The sequence below is a fragment of the Streptomyces uncialis genome (assembly GCF_036250755.1).
Lineage (GTDB): Bacteria > Actinomycetota > Actinomycetes > Streptomycetales > Streptomycetaceae > Streptomyces > Streptomyces uncialis.
Window position 1 is genome coordinate 604215 of sequence record NZ_CP109583.1, and the last position, 16625, is coordinate 620839.

Here is a 16625-nt window from a genome sequence, read left to right on the forward strand (position 1 = left end):
ACGGTCCCGTGGCCCGGGCGCGCTCTTCCCTTCCAGGCCGCGCGAGTGTGTGGACATGCCGCGGGCCTCGACCTGTTCCGGGCACGTGTCCGGGCAACGCCCGCTGTCTGGGATCGGGTCCGGCTGCGACGACGGCATTCCGGGGAGGCTGTCGTCGCCGGACCGGCCGACCAGGACCGTGTTCACCCACCGGTCCGTGTACTGGGCCGGCTGCCGATGGCCCCGGTACTGGTCCGCGACGGCTCCCGCGTACGACGCCCCGCCCCCTGGGTATCCAGCTCCACGCTCCCGAGGGCGGTCCGGCGGAGAGGAACACCCGCACAAACGATCCGGCAGGAGCGGCGACGGGACCCGTTGTCAGTGGGGGGTGTCACCCTCGCCGTATGACTTCGACGGACGAGACCACGAGCGAAACCCCGTTCGACTGGCGGGAGTTCCTCACTCGCTGGAGCGGGGAGTGGGCGGACGCGCAGGACCCCCATGAGCAGGACGAATGGGACCCGGAGCTGACGGCGGCCCGGTGGCTCGGCTGTCCGGGGGCGTCGGACGCGGATATCGCCGCCCTGGAAGAGCGGATCGGGCATCGGCTGCCGCCGTCGCTCGACACGTTCCTGCGGATCAGCGACGGCTGGCGGCCGGAGGACCACCCCGTCTACCGGCTGGCGGGGACCCGGGAAATTGATCCGCACGAGAACGCCCACGGCCTCGCCGAGATCTTCGCGGAGGGCCTGGACGAGGACGCGTCGCCGCAGGAGCTGCTGGAGGCCGGGATGTGGCACCGCGCGTTCCGTCTGGACGCGGAGACGGACGCGACGCTGGTCCTGATCGATCCGCTGGACCGGGACGCGGACGGTGAGTGGGCGGTGTACGAGTGGGCGTACTGGCGGGCCGCGCCGCCCGACCGCTTTCCGTCCTTCCGCCATTACATGCTGGAGCGATACCGGTCCTTTCACAGCTCGGCCGCCCACAAGGCTGCTCACGGCGAAGGACCGGCGTTCGCCAACGACACGACGCGGGCGCAGGACGCCGTGGTAGAGCTGGCCCGGCGGGCGGCACTGGGCGGGGAGTACGAGGAGGCCCTGACCCTGCTGCGGGAGGCCGGTGAGTACGGCAGGCCGCGGGCCGGACTGCTGCGGGGGCAATTGGACTGTCTGCTCTCAGCACAAGCTTCGGCGTACTCGGTCGATGTCCTCGCGGTCGACCCGGTGTACGCCCCTGATCTGCTTCCGGTGGCCGCGGCGGGCTTCGCCACGACGGACCGGCATGACAGCAGTACCGGCCAGTCGTGGGCGCTGCTTGCCCGCTGTACGACGCCCGAGGCGGTGGAGAGGGCGGAGGAGGCGCTGCGGGCGGCGCGGGAGGGGACGTACCGCTTCACGGCCGAAGGGCCGCTCGGGGAGGCGGCCGATAAGGCGCGGGAGTTGGCCCGCTGGGGCCGGTGGAACGAGGCGTGGCGGCTGCTGTGGGCCGCGCTGCCTCACTGGCGGCCCCTGGGCCCCGACCATATGGCACCGCTGGGACTGCTCGCGGATCCGGTGCTGGGTCCGGTGATCACCCCGGAGCGGGGGCGGTTGCTGCTGGCTCTGCCGCGGGGCGAGTTCGCGCGGCCGGAGCGGGAGCTGCCCGGTACGGTCCTGGGTCCCGTCGGGGAGGCGCCGGGGGACGATCCGGTGGGTCTGTCCTGGCTGGAGGACGAGGTGCCGGACCGGTTCGATGGGGGCTATCGGGCCGTGTTCGTCGCGGACCCCGATCCGGCGGGCCTGCCGGCCCGTCTGAAGGACCCGGGCGGGGGCGGCCCCGGGCCCGGCGGCCGGCCGCAGCGGGAAGTGACGCCCGGGCCGGACGGCTTGTACCCGCCCCGCAGCACGTGGGACGCGGACCACCGGCTGGGCCTGGCACTCGGCAGTACGTCGTACGACGACCGCGCCCTGGCCTGGGTCGGGCAGGCGGCCCCCGGGTGGAGCTTCGCCTTCGACGGCAGAGCCAGGGGCTTCGGCGAGGAGCGCTTCGTCTCCCCGGCCGCTGCCGCCTCGCAGGGGACCAGGGCGGTGGTCGTCTGGCACAGCGTCGGCACCTTCGACCGGACCCGGACCCGCTTCCATCTCTCCGTCGGGGTCGACGGAGAGGAGGTGTGCGCGTTCACCGTCACGGCCGGGGACGTCGACCCGCACTGGACCGGGGAGATACCGCCATGGCTGTCGCTCGACGGCTTTCCCGGCACGACCGGGGAGTGGCGGGGCGATGAGGACCCCTGGACGGACGCGGACGACCGGAACACCCCCGACCGCGGGCTGCCGGGGACGCGGGGCGCGCTGGCCGCCCTGGAGCGGGCCCTGGGACTGACCCTGCCCCGCACCGCCCTGCTGGAAGGCCCGCTGCACAGCTTCGTCACCCGTTCGTGGACCCGTCCACCAGGGCCCGGCGAGTCGTACGCCACCCTCATCATCACCACAAGCCTCCCGGACCCCGGCGAGAACGTGTGAACCTGCCTGCGCTCCGTATCCCGCGCCGCGCCCGGACGGCGCCAAAGGCATCGTCCCCCTGCCGGTGATCCGGGACCGTGGCGGCCGTACTGAGCCGGCGGAGCCTCTGGAGCTCGTTGTCCTTGGCCGCCAGGACCGACAGCAGGCACCGGTGGCATTCCTTGAGCCGCGTGAGCTCGGTGTTGGGTCCGGGCGAGTTCGCCGGTGAGCCGCTGACCGCGACCTGCGCCGCGCTGTCCTCTACCGCCGCGGCCGCGAACAGTCCGCGCACTGCCGCCGGCTCAACTCGCCGGGCGGGAATCCTCACCGGTCACGGCAGGCCCGGGCAGCGCGGCGGGCGGGACGCGGATCACTTAGGGACCCCGGCGAGCTTGGCCCGGAGTCTGCTCTCCACCTCTGTGAGCGCCGCCAACTGGGCCTGCACGGCTCGAAGCCGCTGTTGGTACAGGACGTAGGCCTCACAGGTCGGAATATGCTCAAGTTGCTTCTCGTCGAGGCACAAGTTGAGTTCGCGAATGTCGTCGACCTTGAGGCCTGCGTCGAGGAGCGCCCGGACATTGTGCACGCGGATGACGGCAGACTCGTCGTACTCGCGGTACCCATTGCCCTGGCGACGGGCCTGGAGCAGGCCGCGCTGTTCGTAGTATCGGAGAGCCCGCGTCGAAACACCGGCCGCGTTGGCAAGTTCTCCAATCCGCATGCGCCCCCCTTTTTCAAGGCCTGCCATGATACCCAGCGCGCTGGTGAACCTCTTCACCCTGCTCCGCATGGCGTGAACGTGCCTGGTCGTGAGGTGGTGACAGGTTACGGAAGGGCGACCTCGCGGGGAGCGGTGCCGCCCTCGGGCGCGCGGGTGGGAGAGGGGTAGCGGCGTACGGACATCGCCATCACGACGATGGTGATCAGGCCGGCGACGCAAGCGACCACCAGGACGCCAATTCCGCCGGAGGCGTTGACCGCACCGCCGCCGATGGCACCGGCCAGCGCGATGCCCGCGTACAGTCCGCTGGTGTTCAGCGCCAGCGCCTCGGTGGCGGCGTCGCCGCCCATGTGCATGGCCCTGGCGTTCATCGGAGGGTTGTTGCCCCATCCGGGAACCCCCCACAGCACCAGCACGACGCCGACCACCCACACCGGAACCGTCCCCTGCCCGATGCCGCCGACCGCGAGCAGCACCAGAGCGGCCACCACCACGCCGCCGAACGCGGCCAGCAGGGTGCGGTCCACACCCCACCGGTCGGTCAGCCGTCCGCCCAGCACCGTTCCCACCGCGCCCGAGACACCCACGATCGCGATGAACACGCCCACGTACTGACCGCCGACGCCGGTGAGATCGTGGGTGATGGGGGCCATGTAGATATAGGGCATCAACCCGCCGCAGGCCGCGAGCATCGTGCCCAGCACGCACAGCAGCACCGGGGGCCGACGCAGCAACCGCAGCCGCTCGGCGACCCCGATCACCCGGGTCTGCGGAATCGAGGGCAGCATCAGCGCCGTGATCGCGACCGCCAGACAGGAGAACGCCCCCACCGCGATGAAGGTGGCCTCCCACTGCCACACGCCGCTCACCCAGGAGCCGAAGGGCACGCCGGCCACCAGCGACAGGGTCAGCCCCGCGGCCACGGTGCCGATCGCCCTGCCGGTGCGCTCCGGCGCGGCGAGCCGGCCGGCGACCGCGAAGGCCGCCGGCGAGAGTGTGGCGGCCACCAGCGCCGCCACCACCCGAAGCGCCATCAGCGTCCCGAAGGAGGGTGCCAGCGCGGTGATGAAGTTGACCACCGCGAACACTGCCAGCCCTCCCACGATCAGCGCCTTGCGCGGCACCCGGCTGGTGGCGACCGCGAGCACCGGACAGGCAATCGCGTAGGTGATCGAGAACACCGTCACCAACTGACCCGCCGCCCCCTCGCTCACCCTCAAGTCGGCGGAGATCTCCGGAAGGATCCCGGCGATGACGAAGTCATCCGTACCGATGACAAAAGTCGTCAGCAGCAGGCCCAAGAGCCAACCCGAACCGGTCGGGAGCGATATGCGCTCGTGTTGCGATTCCATGTGTCCACTGGTCCTTCGTGCATCCTGCGCTTACGGAGTCGCCCGCTACGCTAAAACCTTGACACTGCGTCAATGTCAACCCGTCGTTCGACTGCCTTCGGGCAGGTCCGAGCGAGAGGCCCGAGGCAGTGCGCGGTCAGCTGCGCGCCGGTCAGTTTCACACCGGCCAGGTCCGCTCCGGACAAGGTGGAACCGTGCAGGTCCGCACCAGACAGATCCGCGTGGATCAGGGCCGCGTGGATCAGGGACATGCCGGGAGGCCTCGCATCCCGCAGGACGGCCCGCTGCCCCGAGGCGACGAGCTCGACGCTGTCGAGCCGGGTGCCGCGCGGGTCCGGGCGGAAGTCTCTGTCGTGTGAAGGGTCACGGAAGGCCAGAACGGTGAGGGCCGCGCGCATGTCGGCCGAGTCGTCCTGACTCAGGATCGGCCAGGAGGAGTCGTGGACCGAAGGGAGCTCATGCTCCTTGTCGGCGGCGTGGGAGCGGACGTAGGAACCCGCCCAGCACGTCGTCCGCCATGCGCCTCCGCACGACACCCACGCCGGTGACATCGTCGCCGGGGCGCTCTCCCGGCATTCGATGGTGCGGGCCACCGCCGTGATGACGGTCGCGGCCGGGGCCGGGGCCACCGGACCGGGCGCTGCCCGGGCCGAAACCGCTGCCGCCGCCCGGCCGACGAGTTTCCGGCACGGCCGGACGGACGGGGCCCGGGGCCTGCGTTTCGCACCGGTCACCCCCAACGAGCACGCGCAGTTCCTCGGGCGGGACCTGGCGCATCCCGCGGATCGTGACGGGTATCTGCACCGGCCCATCCTCCATATACAAGGTCAGGTGATGGCCCCGTTCGGTCGTACGGTCCCTCCAGTGCGTGAAGGCAAGACCGGTCGCCCTGGTGGAAACGCCGGGAACCACGCGGGCCTGCCCCTCGGCGTCGCTCCCCTGATCACAGGGGGACAACGGCCCGGTGCCCGCGGCTTCCGATGAAGCCGCGGGCACCGGGCCGTTCCCGTGTGCCGGGGTCAGACACGGCCTCCCGCGTTGCGGATGCCCAGGTGCTGCGCCTGCTTCGTGTGCTGGTTGTGGAGCGTGAGCAGCCGGGCGATCCCGGCGGAGTCGCCGGCGGCGAAGGCGTCGATGATCTCGTAGTGCTCGTCCACGGCGTGGGCGCTGGGCGCGCCGCCGCCGCTCAGCGCCGCGGCCATGAAGCCGGGTGTGCTGAGCGCGCGGTAGACCTGATGCAGGGTGGGATTCTCCGCGAGGGCGATCAGGAAGTCGTGGAACTCGTCGATGGCGACGAGATAGCCGTCGAGGTCGGTGATCCGTCCGCCGCGCACATGGCGTTCGGCGGACGCGGCGATCCGCCGCCAGCGGTCGGCCACCGCCGGGCTCAACGGCCCGGGGAGCGAGGCGGCGACCCCGAGCTCGATGGCCAGCCGCCCGTCGAACGCCTCGTCCGAGGCCCGGGTGTCGAGCGGCACGAGGACATAGCCCCGTTCCGGGTCGCGTCCCACGAGCCCCTCGCCGATGAGACGGGTCATGGCGTAGTACACCGCGGACGGCGGGGTCCGCAGCCGGGCCGCGAGGTCGTCGACGTCGAGACTGCCGTCGAGCGGCAGCGTGCGGTGGACGACGAGCTCCCGCAACTGCTCGTACGCGGTGGTGTCCTGCGCCAGCTCGAACCGGCCGAACCTGCCGCGGAAGTACCCGAGGGGGGCGCCGTCCCGCGCGCTGGCGCCGACGACGCGGGCGAGGAACACCCGGTGCGTGCCGCCGACGACGTCCTCGATCACCTCGCACTCAAGGGCGGCGAGCGCGGCCGAGAGCACCGGGACGCCGCGGACACCCCGGTCGCAGTCGACCCCGGCGAACTTGTCGGCGCGCGGTCCGGCGAACTGCGCGGCGAGATGCTCCTGGTCCTCCCCGAGCACATTGACGGCGAACACCCCCGCCCGCTTCACCGCGGCATGGGTGGGCGCCTTGGTGTGGGCGCAGATCAGCAGCATCGGCGGATCGAGGGAGAGGGAGGACACCGCGCTCGCGGTCATCCCGTGGTCGACGCCGCCCTCATGGGTGGTGATGACGGCGACCCCGCTCATGAAATGGCCGATGACATGCCGGAAGAGGGCGCGGTCCAGGGGCTGGTCCGGCGCGTCCGGCGATTCCGGGGCCGGCGCCGGGTCCGCCACGCGGCGCTCCGGGCCCGAAGTCCGCTCCACGGCCGTGCTCATGGGCCGCTTCACGACCGCGCCCACGGTCCGCGCGTCCAGCCGTCGAGGTCGTAGTCGCCCAGGCAGTCCTCGACGACGGAGTCGAGCCGGGCGGCGAGCCCGCCGCGCCGCGCCGCGTTGAGCGCGTCGATCCTGACCTGGTCCGCGTTGCCCGAGTAGACCCGCTCGTACAGCCCGTGACGGCCTCCGAACTCCGTTCCGATGGTGTCCCAGACCAGCTTGAAGAGCTTGATGCGGCTCTCGGCGGAGGAGTCCGACCCCCGGTAGTACCGCTCGATGAGCGGGCCCAGTTCCGGATGGGCCAGATCGTGCCGGCTGGAGGGGACGACCAGGGGGGCGCCGCCGAGATGCGTCTCGAACAGTTCCCGGACCCGCTCCCATGCCTGCGAGGTGAACATCCGCAGCGCGCCCGCGTGCTCGATGCTGGGCATGACGGTCCCGCCGGGACCGTCGACGGGGTCCATCGCCATCACCGTGGTCAGCGCCCAGGCCGTGTTGCGCAGGGTGATCACCTCACCGAGGGCGGCCTGGACCCCGCGGAAGCCGCCGGTGCCGTTCGACGCGACCGCGCGGGCGAGCAGCCCGGCCATCAGATCGAGCTTGACGGCGAACCGGGTGCCGGCCTGGAGATGGGAGCGGTTGACGAATCCGGAGCGCGGGAAGAACGAGTTGGCCTTCTCCACGTCCCGGTAGATCAGCACGTTCTCCCAGGGGATCAGCGCCTCCTCGAAGATGAGGACCGCGTCGTTCTCGTCGAACCGGGACGAGAGCGGGTGGTCGAACGGGCTGGCGGCACGGGCCTCGTAGGAGCTGCGGCTGATCAGCACACAGCCCGGGGTGTCCATCGGGGCGATGAAGGCGAGCGCGAAGTTCTCCGCCTTGCCGGCCTCCATGCTGACGGCGCTGTTCTGGGCGACGAAGGTGGCGTGGGTCAGCGCGGAGCCGGTCGCCAGCATCTTCGCGCCGCTGACCACGATGCCCCGGTCGTTGTCGCGGACGACCCGCACATACACGTCGCCGACCTCGTGGACCGGTCGGCTGCGGTCGACCGGCGGGTTCACCAGGACGTGATTGAGGAAGAGGGCCTGCGAGGCGTAGCGGCGGTACCAGGCACGGGCGTTGTCCGCGTACGGCGCGTAGAGGTCGGGGTCGCTCGACAGGCTCGCCATGAACGCGGCCTTGTAGTCGGGGGTGCGGCCCAGGAAGCCGTACCCGAGACGGGACCAGGCGGCGATGGCGTCACGTGCCTTCAGCAGCTCGTCCGGGGTGCGGGAGGGGGCGAAGAAGCGGTGGGTCCTGATGCCCTGGTCGTCCTCGAAGGTGAGGGTGTCGCGCAGTTCGGGGTCGTGGAGCGCGTCGTACAGCCGGGAGATCGAGCGGGCGCTGTTGCGGAACGCCGCGTGCTCGGTGACGTCCTTGACCTTCTCGCCGTCGATCCAGACGGTGCGGCCGTCGCGGAGGCTGTCGAGGTAGGTCTGTCCGTCGAGGAGTGTGTCGGTCATGGGGTCCGTCCAAGGGTGTCGGGGCCGATCGCGGCGGGTCAGGAACCCGGGATCGGGACGGGCGGGGTGAAGGGGACGGGTGTCGGACCGATCGCGGTGACGTCGATCTCGATCACACAGGGGCCACGGGTGGCGAGGCTCTTGTCGAGCGCGGCGGGGAAGTCACCGGCGTCGGTGACCCGCTGGAAGGGCAGTCCGTACGCGGCGGCCAGCGCGGCGAAGTCGGGCGTCGTCAGATCCACCGCGCTGCGCCTGCCGCGATGGGCGTCCTGCATGTTGCGGAGCACGCCGTATCCGCCGTCGTTGAAGACGCAGAGCACGAGCCAGGGGCGTTCCTGGGCGAGGGTGCCCAGTTCGCCGAGGTGCACCGCGAGACCGCCGTCCCCGGCGATCACGAGGGTGGGTACGCCGGGTCTGGCGAGGGCGCCGCCGATGCCCATCGCGAGCCCCTGGCCGATCCCGCCGCCGAGTGGGAAGAGGTTGGTGCTGGGGTGGTGGATCTCCAGCAGGCGGTTGCCCCACTGACTGGAGGCGATGGTGACGTCGCGGGCGATCACGGACTCCGGGGGGAGCCGGTCCCTGAGGGTGTCGCAGATCAGGGCGTAGGGCCCGATCGCGGTGCGCAGTTCGGAGCGGGCGCGCGTGGCCGCCGCGGCGCCGTGTGCCCGCCAGCCCTCCTCGGCGGTGTGCTCCCCCAGAGCCGTGAGGAGTGCGGTGAGTACCGGTGCCGCGGCGCCGACCACCGCGGCGGCGGCCGGGAACACCCGGCCCACGGCGCGTGGGTCGATGTCGATCTGCACATGGCGGGCCGGGACGGGCAGTCCGTAGTCGGCCGTCTCGTTGGAGCGGAAGTGGGTGCCGACGCTGAGCAGCAGATCGCAGGAGGCGAGCAGTTCCCGGCCGGCGGGCGAGGCGGCGAAGTTGCCGACCGCCAGCGGATGGTCCTCGGGCAGGGAGCCCCGGCCCGCGTTGCTCGTCAGCACCGGGGCACCGAGCCGCTCCGCGAGGGCGCGCAGGGGGCCGGCGGCCTCCCGGGCGCCGCCGCCCGCCCAGATCAGGGGACGGCGTGCGTCCGCCAGCAGTGCCGCCGCCGCGGCGAGTTGCTCCGGGTCGGCGTCGGGCGGCGCGGCGACGGGAGCGGCCGGGCCCGTCAGTGGCTGCCGCGCGTACTGGAGGTCGATCGGCCATTCGACGCTGACCGGGCCCCGCGGCGGGGTCCGGGCGCGGACGGCGGCGTACCGGAGCAGGGCCCCGGCGTCCGCGCCGGGCCGTACGGTCGCGGTGTGCCGCGAGACCGCCCGGAGCAGCCCGGTCTGGTCGTGGGTCTCGTGGATCACGCCCCGGCCGAGGCCGAGGTAGCGGCTGTCGATCTGGCCGGTGACATGGAGGACGGACGCCCCGCCGGACTGGGCCTCGATCAGCGATCCGGCGGCGTTGCCGCAGCCGGTGCCGGTACTCGTCAGCGCGACGCCGAGGCCGCCGGTGACCCGGGCGTGGGCGTCGGCCGCGTTGACGGCCGCCGCCTCGTGGCGCACGGGGACGAATCTCAGCGCGCGGTCGACGGCTTCGACGAGCGGCATGTTGTGCACGCTCACCACGCCGAAGACCACCTCGGCGTGCTGCTCGCGCAGCACGGTCACCAGCAGATCACCGCCGTTGCCGTGGCTCTCGCTCCGGGGTCCTTCATCGTGGTGCGACACGTGGGTCTCCGTTCTTGTCGCGGGGCCGGGTGATCGGCGCCGGGTCCGGCGGGCGCGGGTCAGACATAGCGGCCCACCCCGCCTCCGACGTCGACCGTGGCTCCGGTGATGTACGCGGACCTCGGGGAGAGCAGGGAGGCGATCGGGAAGGCGACTTCCTCGGCGGTGCCGAGCCTTCCGAGGGGAATGCCCCGGTCGGCGGCGAGCCGGGCGCTCCACCGGGTGTAGTCGAGGGCGCCGCCCTCGGCCTCGTGGCGGCGCCGCCACTGGCCGGTGTCGATGAGGCCCAGGCACACCGAGTTGACCCTGATGCCCCGCGGTCCGAGGTCGTCCGCGAGGGTGCGGGTGAGGTTGAGGAGGGCGGCTCTCGCCGCGGAGGTGGCCGCGAGCCGGGGTTCGGGCTGCCGGGCGAGGATCGCGTTGACGTTGACGACGGCCCCGGCGTCGGACGCGCTCAGCAGGGGCAGGGTCGCCTCGACGGTGTTGAGGACGGAGAAGAGCTTCAGTTCGAGTTCCTCGCGCCACTGGGTGCGTGTGGTGTCCGGCCAGGGCGCCATCAGTGAGCCGCCGGCGTTGTTGACGACGCCGTCCAGCCGTCCGAACCGCCGTCGGGCGGCGTCGGTGAGCCGGGCGACCGCCTCGGGGTCGAGGACGTCGGCGGCCGTCGTGACGAGCCGGTCGCCGTCGGGGCCGAGCTCCCGGGCGAGCCGGTCGCCGTCGCGGGCGCAGACCGCGAGCGAACAGCCCTCGTCGAGCAGGAGCCGGGCGGTGGCGAGGCCGACGCCCGAACTCGCGCCGGTGACCAGATAGGCGCGTTCCCTCAGTCCGAGGTCCATGGGTCCTCCTTCGGCGTGGGGCGGGGGCCGTCGCCGTGGTGTGCGTCGGCGGTGGGCCCGGCGTCCGGGTGGGCGGGGCCGGGCGCCGCGCCGTCCTGTTCGGCGAGGAAGCCGGCGACGAGCGCGGTGAACAGGGCGGGCTGTTCCTGGTTGGCGAGATGCCCGGCGCCGGGGATCACGGTGAGCCTGCTCCCGGCGACGAGCCGGTGGAGGGTCCGGGACTCCTCCACCCCGGTGATCCGGTCGTGTTCACCGACGAGCACGAGCGTGGGGACGTTCAGTCCGGGCAGGGCCGCGGTGTGGTCGGTGTCGGCCATGGAGGCGGCGGCCCGGGTGTATCCCGGCAGTCGTACGGAGGCGGTCATCACCTCGCGTACGGCGGCGACGGCCGCGTCGGGCGCCTGGTCGGAGAGCAGCCGGGGAGCTCGTGCCCGGGCGAACTCCCGGACCCCGTCCCGGGCCAGTTCCCGTACGCGCTGCCGCATGGCCGCCGCGCCCTCGGGGGTGCGGCCGGAGCCCCGGGTGGAGTCCGCGAGGACGAGTGAGCGCACCAGAGCGGGGTGGCGCAGCGCGAGCCGGGTGGCGACGACCCCGCCCCAGGAGACGCCCACGACATGGGCGGGGCCCGGTGCGAGGGCGGTCAGCAGGGCGGCGGCGGTGTCGGCGTAGTCGTCCATGCGGTAGCGGGCGCCGGGATCGCCGGAGCGGGCGTAGCCGGGGGCGTCCCAGGCCATGACCCGGTGGTGGCGGGCGAGTGCGGTGAGCTGTCCGGTGAAGGAGGCGGCGGACGAGCCGATGCCGTGGAGCAGCAGGACGGGTGAACCGGCCGTGCCAGCGGTGTCGACGTGGACGCGGACGCCGCCCGCGGTGAGGTGTCCGCCGGTGACGGCGGGGGTGTTCATACGACGCCTCCGGGGTTCCCGGCGAGGGCGCGGATCGCGCGGAGCGCGGCGTACGGGACGATGCCGCTGGTGCGGGGGTTCGCCGGTGAGGGAAGGTTGGCGATCTCGAAGCGGTAGCGGCCCGCGGGGCCGGTGGCCTCGATCTCATGGCGGCTCAGGGTGGCCCCGGGGTCGGCGACGACGACGGCCTCGACGAGGTCCCAGTCACCGACGGCCAGGGCCACGGACGCCGCCACGTTGCTGGTCGCGGGGAACGCGCGGGTGACCTCGCGGGCGGGGGCGCGAAGCACCTCGTACGGTTCGGCGGTGGTGCGCAGCCGGGATGTCTCGGCCTCGGTCATCCACGGACGGGCCAGGGAGCCGGGGGACTTGGACGTACGGATGGTGACGGTGTCGAAGGGGGCGAGGGCGCCGGCGGCGGTCAGCAGGTCGAGTCCGCCGACCGCGCCGGCGCACAGGCTGAGCCTGCCGGGTCCGGCCAGCAGACGCCGGTGCAGCACGTCGTCGGCGAGTGCCCCGGTGGAGAGGGCGAGCAGATGCCGGCCCGCGGCGACGACCGAGGGGCCTGTGTCGCGCAGTGCGGTCTGTCCGGCGCATTCGACGACGAGTTCGGCGCGGGCGAGCGCGGTGGCGAGGGGCACGACCGGCAGCCCGGGGGCGGGTGCCGTGGCGGGGTCGACGACCGCGACGAGGCGGGCGCCCGGCACGTGTCCTTCGCGGAGCGCGTCGGCGATGACGGACCCGATGGCTCCGTGGCCGAGGAGGGCCACCGTCAGTTCCGTCATGCCGGTGTCCCGCGGTGCCCGGGGTCGGGGATGCCCGCCATCCGGGTACGGACGTCGGTGGACGGCGGCCCGGCGGTGCCCCAGAGGTCGGACAGGGCGGGGGTGCGCCGCCAGGTGCGGCAGAGCCAGGTGTCCTCCTGGACCTGGTCGACCTCGGAGGTGTACTCGCAGACCAGCCCGGCCGGATCTGCGAAGTAGGAGAACGTGTTGTTCCCCGGGCCGTGCCGTCCCGGTCCCCACAGGGGCAGCCGGTCATGGTGGCGGAGCCGGCCGATGCCGCGCATGAAGTGGTCGATGGAGGTCATCTCGTAGGCCACATGGTTGAGCGAGGTCCACTCGGCCTGGTTGAACGCGATCGCGTGGTGATCGTTGTTGCATCGCAGGAACGCCATCCGGTGTTCCGACCAGTCGGATATCCGCATGCCGAGCACCTGGGTGTAGAAGGCGCAGGCGGCGTCGATGTCGACGGTGTTGAGCACCACATGGGCGAGCTTGCGGGGGATCGCGGCCCGGCCTTCGGGGTCGCCGGGGACGACCGCCTCGACCTCGCAGGAGAGTTCCACGAGGCGGCCCTCCGGGTCGGCGAACCGCAGTCCGTAGCCGCCGCCCGGCTGGTCCAGGACGCCCGGTCCGGCCAGCGGCCGCGTCCCGTGCGCGGCGAGCCGCCGGGCCGCGGTGTCGACCTCCCGGCGGTCCCCGACCGAGAAGACGATCTTGCCCAGGGCGTTGCGCTCCGCCTCGTGGAGTTCGAGGATGTGGTGCTCCTGTCCGGTGCCGCGCAGCCACGCCGCCCCGTCGCCGCGCTCGACCGGGGTCAGTCCCCACACCTCGCTGTAGAACTCCGCGGACTCGGTGGCCCGCGGGGTGTGGAGGGAGACCGCGCGCAGCGAACGCAGTCGGGCGACGGGCCGCGGCGGATCGGCGGAGCTTCCGGCGCGGCCGGCGCGGCGCTCTCCCGCGTCGGCGGGGCGGGCGCCGTCGTGGGTGGGGCCGGAGGTGGTGGCGGTTTCGTTCATCGGGTGACTCCTCAGGGGCCGGGCGGGACCGCGGGACCGGGCCGGGTGCGGGCGTTCGGTGGCGGGGCCGGGGTCAGCCCCGGGTGATCCCGTGCATCGCGGAGGTCGGCGGGTAGGTGGGCAGCTGGGGCCTGTTCGCGCCGATGACCACACAGAACAGGGCGTCGGTGGTGCCGATGTTGCGCAGGCTGCGCGGCACCCCGGCAGGGACCCGTACCAGGTCCCGGTAGCCGAGGACACGGCTCGCGGTCCGGGTGCCGTCCTCGGTGTCGTGGACGGTGACCTCCAGCCGCCCTTCGAGGACGAAGAACGCCTCTTCGGCGTCGTGGTGGGTGTGCTCCGGGCCGACGGCCCCGGCCGGCAGCCGCATGTTGGAGAAGGTGAAGTGCCCGGCCGGGAGGATACGGTCGTCGCCGTCGTGGTCGCCGGTGGCACCGGAGCCGATGTACCGGATCTGGGCCCGGCGGAACTCGTCCCCCGCCTTGGCCTGGAAGCCGAGGGTGTCCCAGTCCTCGTGCCGGGAGTCACGGCTGGCGACGCAGGAGTCCAGGAGCGTCCGCAGGGCGGCCTCGGTCGACTCGCGGGTGGTGGCGTTCTGCTCGCTCACGGTGTGTCCTTTCGCTGGTGACGGGCTGGTCGCCCGCCGGGGAGGGGGCCGTACCGGATCGGCCGGCCGTGGGGAAGGTCAGGGGGAAGGTCAGGGGTGGTGCGGGCGGCTCGACCGGAGGTCCGGGAGCCGGGGAAGGGGGCCGGGTGCCGTCCGGGCGCGGTCCCGTGCCCGGGGCGTTCAGGGCTCAGGTGCCCCAGGCGGACGGCGTCGCGTCGAGGCCCCAGTACAGGCTCTTCTGCGTCATGTAGGCCCGGATGCCCTGCCGGCCCTTCTCGCGCCCGATGCCGCTCTCCTTGACCCCGCCGAACGGGGTCGACGCGGAGAGCTGCTTGTAGGTGTTGATCCAGACGGTGCCCGCCTCGATCCGGCGGGCGAGGCGCCAGGCCCTGCGGTAGTCGCGGGTCCAGATCCCGCACGCCAGTCCGTACGGGGTGGAGTCGGCCAGCGCGCCCAACTCCTCCTCGTCGTCGTACGGGAGGACCGCGAGGACCGGGCCGAAGATCTCCTCCTGGCAGACGCGTGAGGCCGGGTCGAGTCCGGTGATCACGGTCGGACGGTAGTAGAAGCCGCCGTCCAGACCGGGTCCGGTGGGCCGTTCGCCCCCGGTGCGGATGTGCCCGCCCTCGTCGGCCGCGAGCTGGACGTACGACTCGACCGCGGCACGGTGCTCCGCGGAGATCAGCGGGCCCATATGGGTGCCTTGCGCCATCGGGTCGCCGATGACGAGCCGTTCGGCGGCCGCGACCACGCGGCCGGTCAACTCCTCGAACGCGGACCGGTGGACGAAGAGGCGTGAGCCTGCGACGCATGCCTGTCCCTGGGAGGAGAAGATGCCGAGGAGCACCCCCTGGACGACCTGGTCGAGATCCGCGTCGGGCAGCACGATCACCGGTGATTTGCCGCCCAGTTCGAGGGAGACGGGCATCAGTTTCCCGGCGGCGATCGACGCGATCCGCCGACCGGTGCCGGTACCGCCGGTGAAGGCCACCTTGCGGACCCCCGGGTGACGTACCAGTGCCTCACCGGTCACCTGTCCGGGCCCGGGCAGCACACTGACCAGGCCCGGGGGGACACCGGCGCGCAGCAGCAGGGAACCGAGCCGCAGGGCGGCCAGCGGCGACCACTCGGCGGGTTTGATCAGTACCGCGTTCCCGGCGGCGAGGGCGGGCGCGGCCTTCTGGGCCTCGCTGGCGATCGGTGAGTTCCAGGGGGTGATGGCGGCGACCGGGCCGATCGGCTCGTGCACGCTCATGCTCAGATAGGGGCCGCGCGGGGTGGTCAGCTCCTCGTCCAGGGTTTCGAGCGCGGCGGCGACGTAGCGGAAGGTCCCGGCGGCACTCGCCACCAGGGCCCGGGTCTCGGTGAGGGGCTTGCCGATGTCGTGCGCCTGGAGCCGGGCGAGGTCCTCCGCCTCCTCCTCGATGAGCGCGCCGACGCGATGGAGCAGCGCGGCGCGTTGATGGGGAAGAAGACCGCGCCAGCGGGGGTCCCGCATGGCGGCGGCGCCCGCTGTCACCGCGTCGTCGACGTCCTCGGCGGTGGCGGTCGTGACCTCCGCGAGGACGGCCCCGGTCGCCGGGTCGAGCGACCGTATGACCGCGCCGCGCCCTGGTCGGTGCCGCCCCGCCACGATGATGTCCATGCTTGTGCCGGCCATGACGACCTCTCTCTCCGCCGGTTCGGGAGCGGCTCTCGCCGCCGCTGGGCCGGCGCTCCCACCACCGGATCCTGGTGTCCGGCTGGTCCAGCGGGAGAAAACTTAGATCTAAGTCTCTTAGAGCGTCAATACATAGGGCTGATATTCTCCGCGTCCAGCCTGTTCATGACGAGCCGTAGGTGGGCGCACCCGTGAGCCATCGACCCGACAGACGTTCCGCCGTGTCCGATCCCGCGTCGCCGGGGTCGGCGGACCGGGCCCCGGAGCCCGCCCGGGAGGACACCCCCGACGAGGTGGACCGGATCATCGCCGAGTGGCGCAGGGAGCGGCCGGGCCTCGACGCGGACAGCATCGACGTGGTGGGCCGCATCACCCGCTGCGGGGTGCTGGTCCGCAATCTGTCGAACCGGATGTACGACCGCCACTCCATCAATCAGTCGATCTTCGACGTACTGGCGAGCCTGCGCCGGATGGGGCCGCCCTATCGCAAGACGGCGCGGGAACTGGCGACCTCGTCCCTGCTCACATCGGGCGGGATGACGATGCGGCTCGACCGGATGGAGCGGGACGGGCTGATCCGCAGGATCCGCTCGGCCGAGGACCGCCGCAGTGTGTACGCGGAGCTCACCCCGGCGGGTTTCGCCCTGATCGACCGCATCATCGACGATCACCTGGAACGGGAGCGCGAGATGCTCCGGACGCTGGACCCCGACGAGCGGCGGCAGCTCGCCGGTCTGCTGAAGAAGCTGGAGACCCGGCTGCGCGACCTGGACTGACCGGCCTCCCGGGGCCGTCCGGCCCGGCCCCGGCCTGCGTGACGTGCGGCGATCCGTCGCGCCACGGAGGCCGGGCCG

General features: G+C 72.7%; 14 protein-coding genes. 2 read left to right on the forward strand and 12 right to left on the reverse strand.

Annotated features, from left to right (window positions below):
- The first annotated feature begins 383 nt into the window (after positions 1 to 383).
- Positions 384 to 2483 (forward strand): SMI1/KNR4 family protein, encoded by a 2100-nt coding sequence (locus OG711_RS02155; protein WP_329558188.1) that lies wholly within the window; start codon positions 384 to 386, stop codon positions 2481 to 2483.
- Positions 2484 to 2832: 349 nt separating this feature from the next.
- On the opposite strand, the gene OG711_RS02160 is transcribed toward OG711_RS02155, so the two are convergent.
- The 12 genes from OG711_RS02160 to OG711_RS02215 form a co-directional block, all read right to left on the reverse strand.
- Positions 2833 to 3252, reverse strand: coding sequence for a MerR family transcriptional regulator (locus tag OG711_RS02160; protein ID WP_329558189.1), 420 nt, complete (start codon positions 3250 to 3252; stop codon positions 2833 to 2835).
- 35 nt (positions 3253 to 3287) lie between these two features.
- Complete coding sequence (locus OG711_RS02165) at positions 3288 to 4535, reverse strand: MFS transporter (protein WP_329558190.1); 1248 nt, start codon at positions 4533 to 4535, stop codon at positions 3288 to 3290.
- A 50-nt stretch (positions 4536 to 4585) separates the two neighbouring features.
- Entirely contained in the window at positions 4586 to 5347 is a 762-nt protein-coding gene (locus OG711_RS02170) for a pentapeptide repeat-containing protein (protein ID WP_329558191.1), read from the reverse strand.
- A 207-nt stretch (positions 5348 to 5554) separates the two neighbouring features.
- Positions 5555 to 6763, reverse strand: coding sequence for a flavin reductase (locus tag OG711_RS02175; RefSeq protein WP_143201196.1), 1209 nt, complete (start codon positions 6761 to 6763; stop codon positions 5555 to 5557).
- A gap of 8 nt (positions 6764 to 6771) precedes the next feature.
- Complete coding sequence (locus OG711_RS02180) at positions 6772 to 8265, reverse strand: 4-hydroxyphenylacetate 3-hydroxylase family protein (RefSeq protein WP_073785899.1); 1494 nt, start codon at positions 8263 to 8265, stop codon at positions 6772 to 6774.
- Between the two features lie 38 nt (positions 8266 to 8303).
- On the reverse strand, positions 8304 to 9965 hold the full coding sequence (locus OG711_RS02185; protein WP_329558192.1) for a thiamine pyrophosphate-binding protein: 1662 nt from the start codon (positions 9963 to 9965) through the stop codon (positions 8304 to 8306).
- Between the two features lie 59 nt (positions 9966 to 10024).
- Positions 10025 to 10801, reverse strand: a complete 777-nt coding sequence (locus OG711_RS02190) for an SDR family oxidoreductase (RefSeq protein ID WP_073785903.1) — start codon at positions 10799 to 10801, stop codon at positions 10025 to 10027.
- Positions 10786 to 11703 carry an alpha/beta fold hydrolase gene (locus tag OG711_RS02195; protein WP_329558193.1) on the reverse strand — a complete coding sequence of 306 codons (918 nt, stop codon included), beginning with the start codon at positions 11701 to 11703 and terminating at the stop codon, positions 10786 to 10788. Before OG711_RS02195 ends, OG711_RS02190 begins: the two co-directional genes overlap by 16 nt.
- Positions 11700 to 12488: an aspartate dehydrogenase domain-containing protein gene (locus tag OG711_RS02200; RefSeq protein ID WP_266504660.1), complete on the reverse strand. Its 789-nt coding sequence runs from the start codon at positions 12486 to 12488 to the stop codon at positions 11700 to 11702. The genes OG711_RS02195 and OG711_RS02200 overlap by 4 nt, the downstream gene beginning before the upstream one ends.
- Positions 12485 to 13504 (reverse strand): VOC family protein, encoded by a 1020-nt coding sequence (locus OG711_RS02205; protein WP_329558194.1) that lies wholly within the window; start codon positions 13502 to 13504, stop codon positions 12485 to 12487. The genes OG711_RS02200 and OG711_RS02205 overlap by 4 nt, the downstream gene beginning before the upstream one ends.
- Before the next feature lie 73 nt (positions 13505 to 13577).
- Entirely contained in the window at positions 13578 to 14111 is a 534-nt protein-coding gene (locus OG711_RS02210) for a cupin domain-containing protein (RefSeq protein ID WP_266504666.1), read from the reverse strand.
- Positions 14112 to 14298: 187 nt separating this feature from the next.
- Complete coding sequence (locus OG711_RS02215) at positions 14299 to 15771, reverse strand: aldehyde dehydrogenase (protein WP_073785909.1); 1473 nt, start codon at positions 15769 to 15771, stop codon at positions 14299 to 14301.
- Positions 15772 to 15962: 191 nt separating this feature from the next.
- Here OG711_RS02215 and OG711_RS02220 point away from each other — a divergent pair, with 191 nt between their 5' ends.
- Positions 15963 to 16547 (forward strand): MarR family winged helix-turn-helix transcriptional regulator, encoded by a 585-nt coding sequence (locus OG711_RS02220; RefSeq protein ID WP_329558195.1) that lies wholly within the window; start codon positions 15963 to 15965, stop codon positions 16545 to 16547.
- The last annotated feature ends 78 nt before the right edge of the window (positions 16548 to 16625 follow it).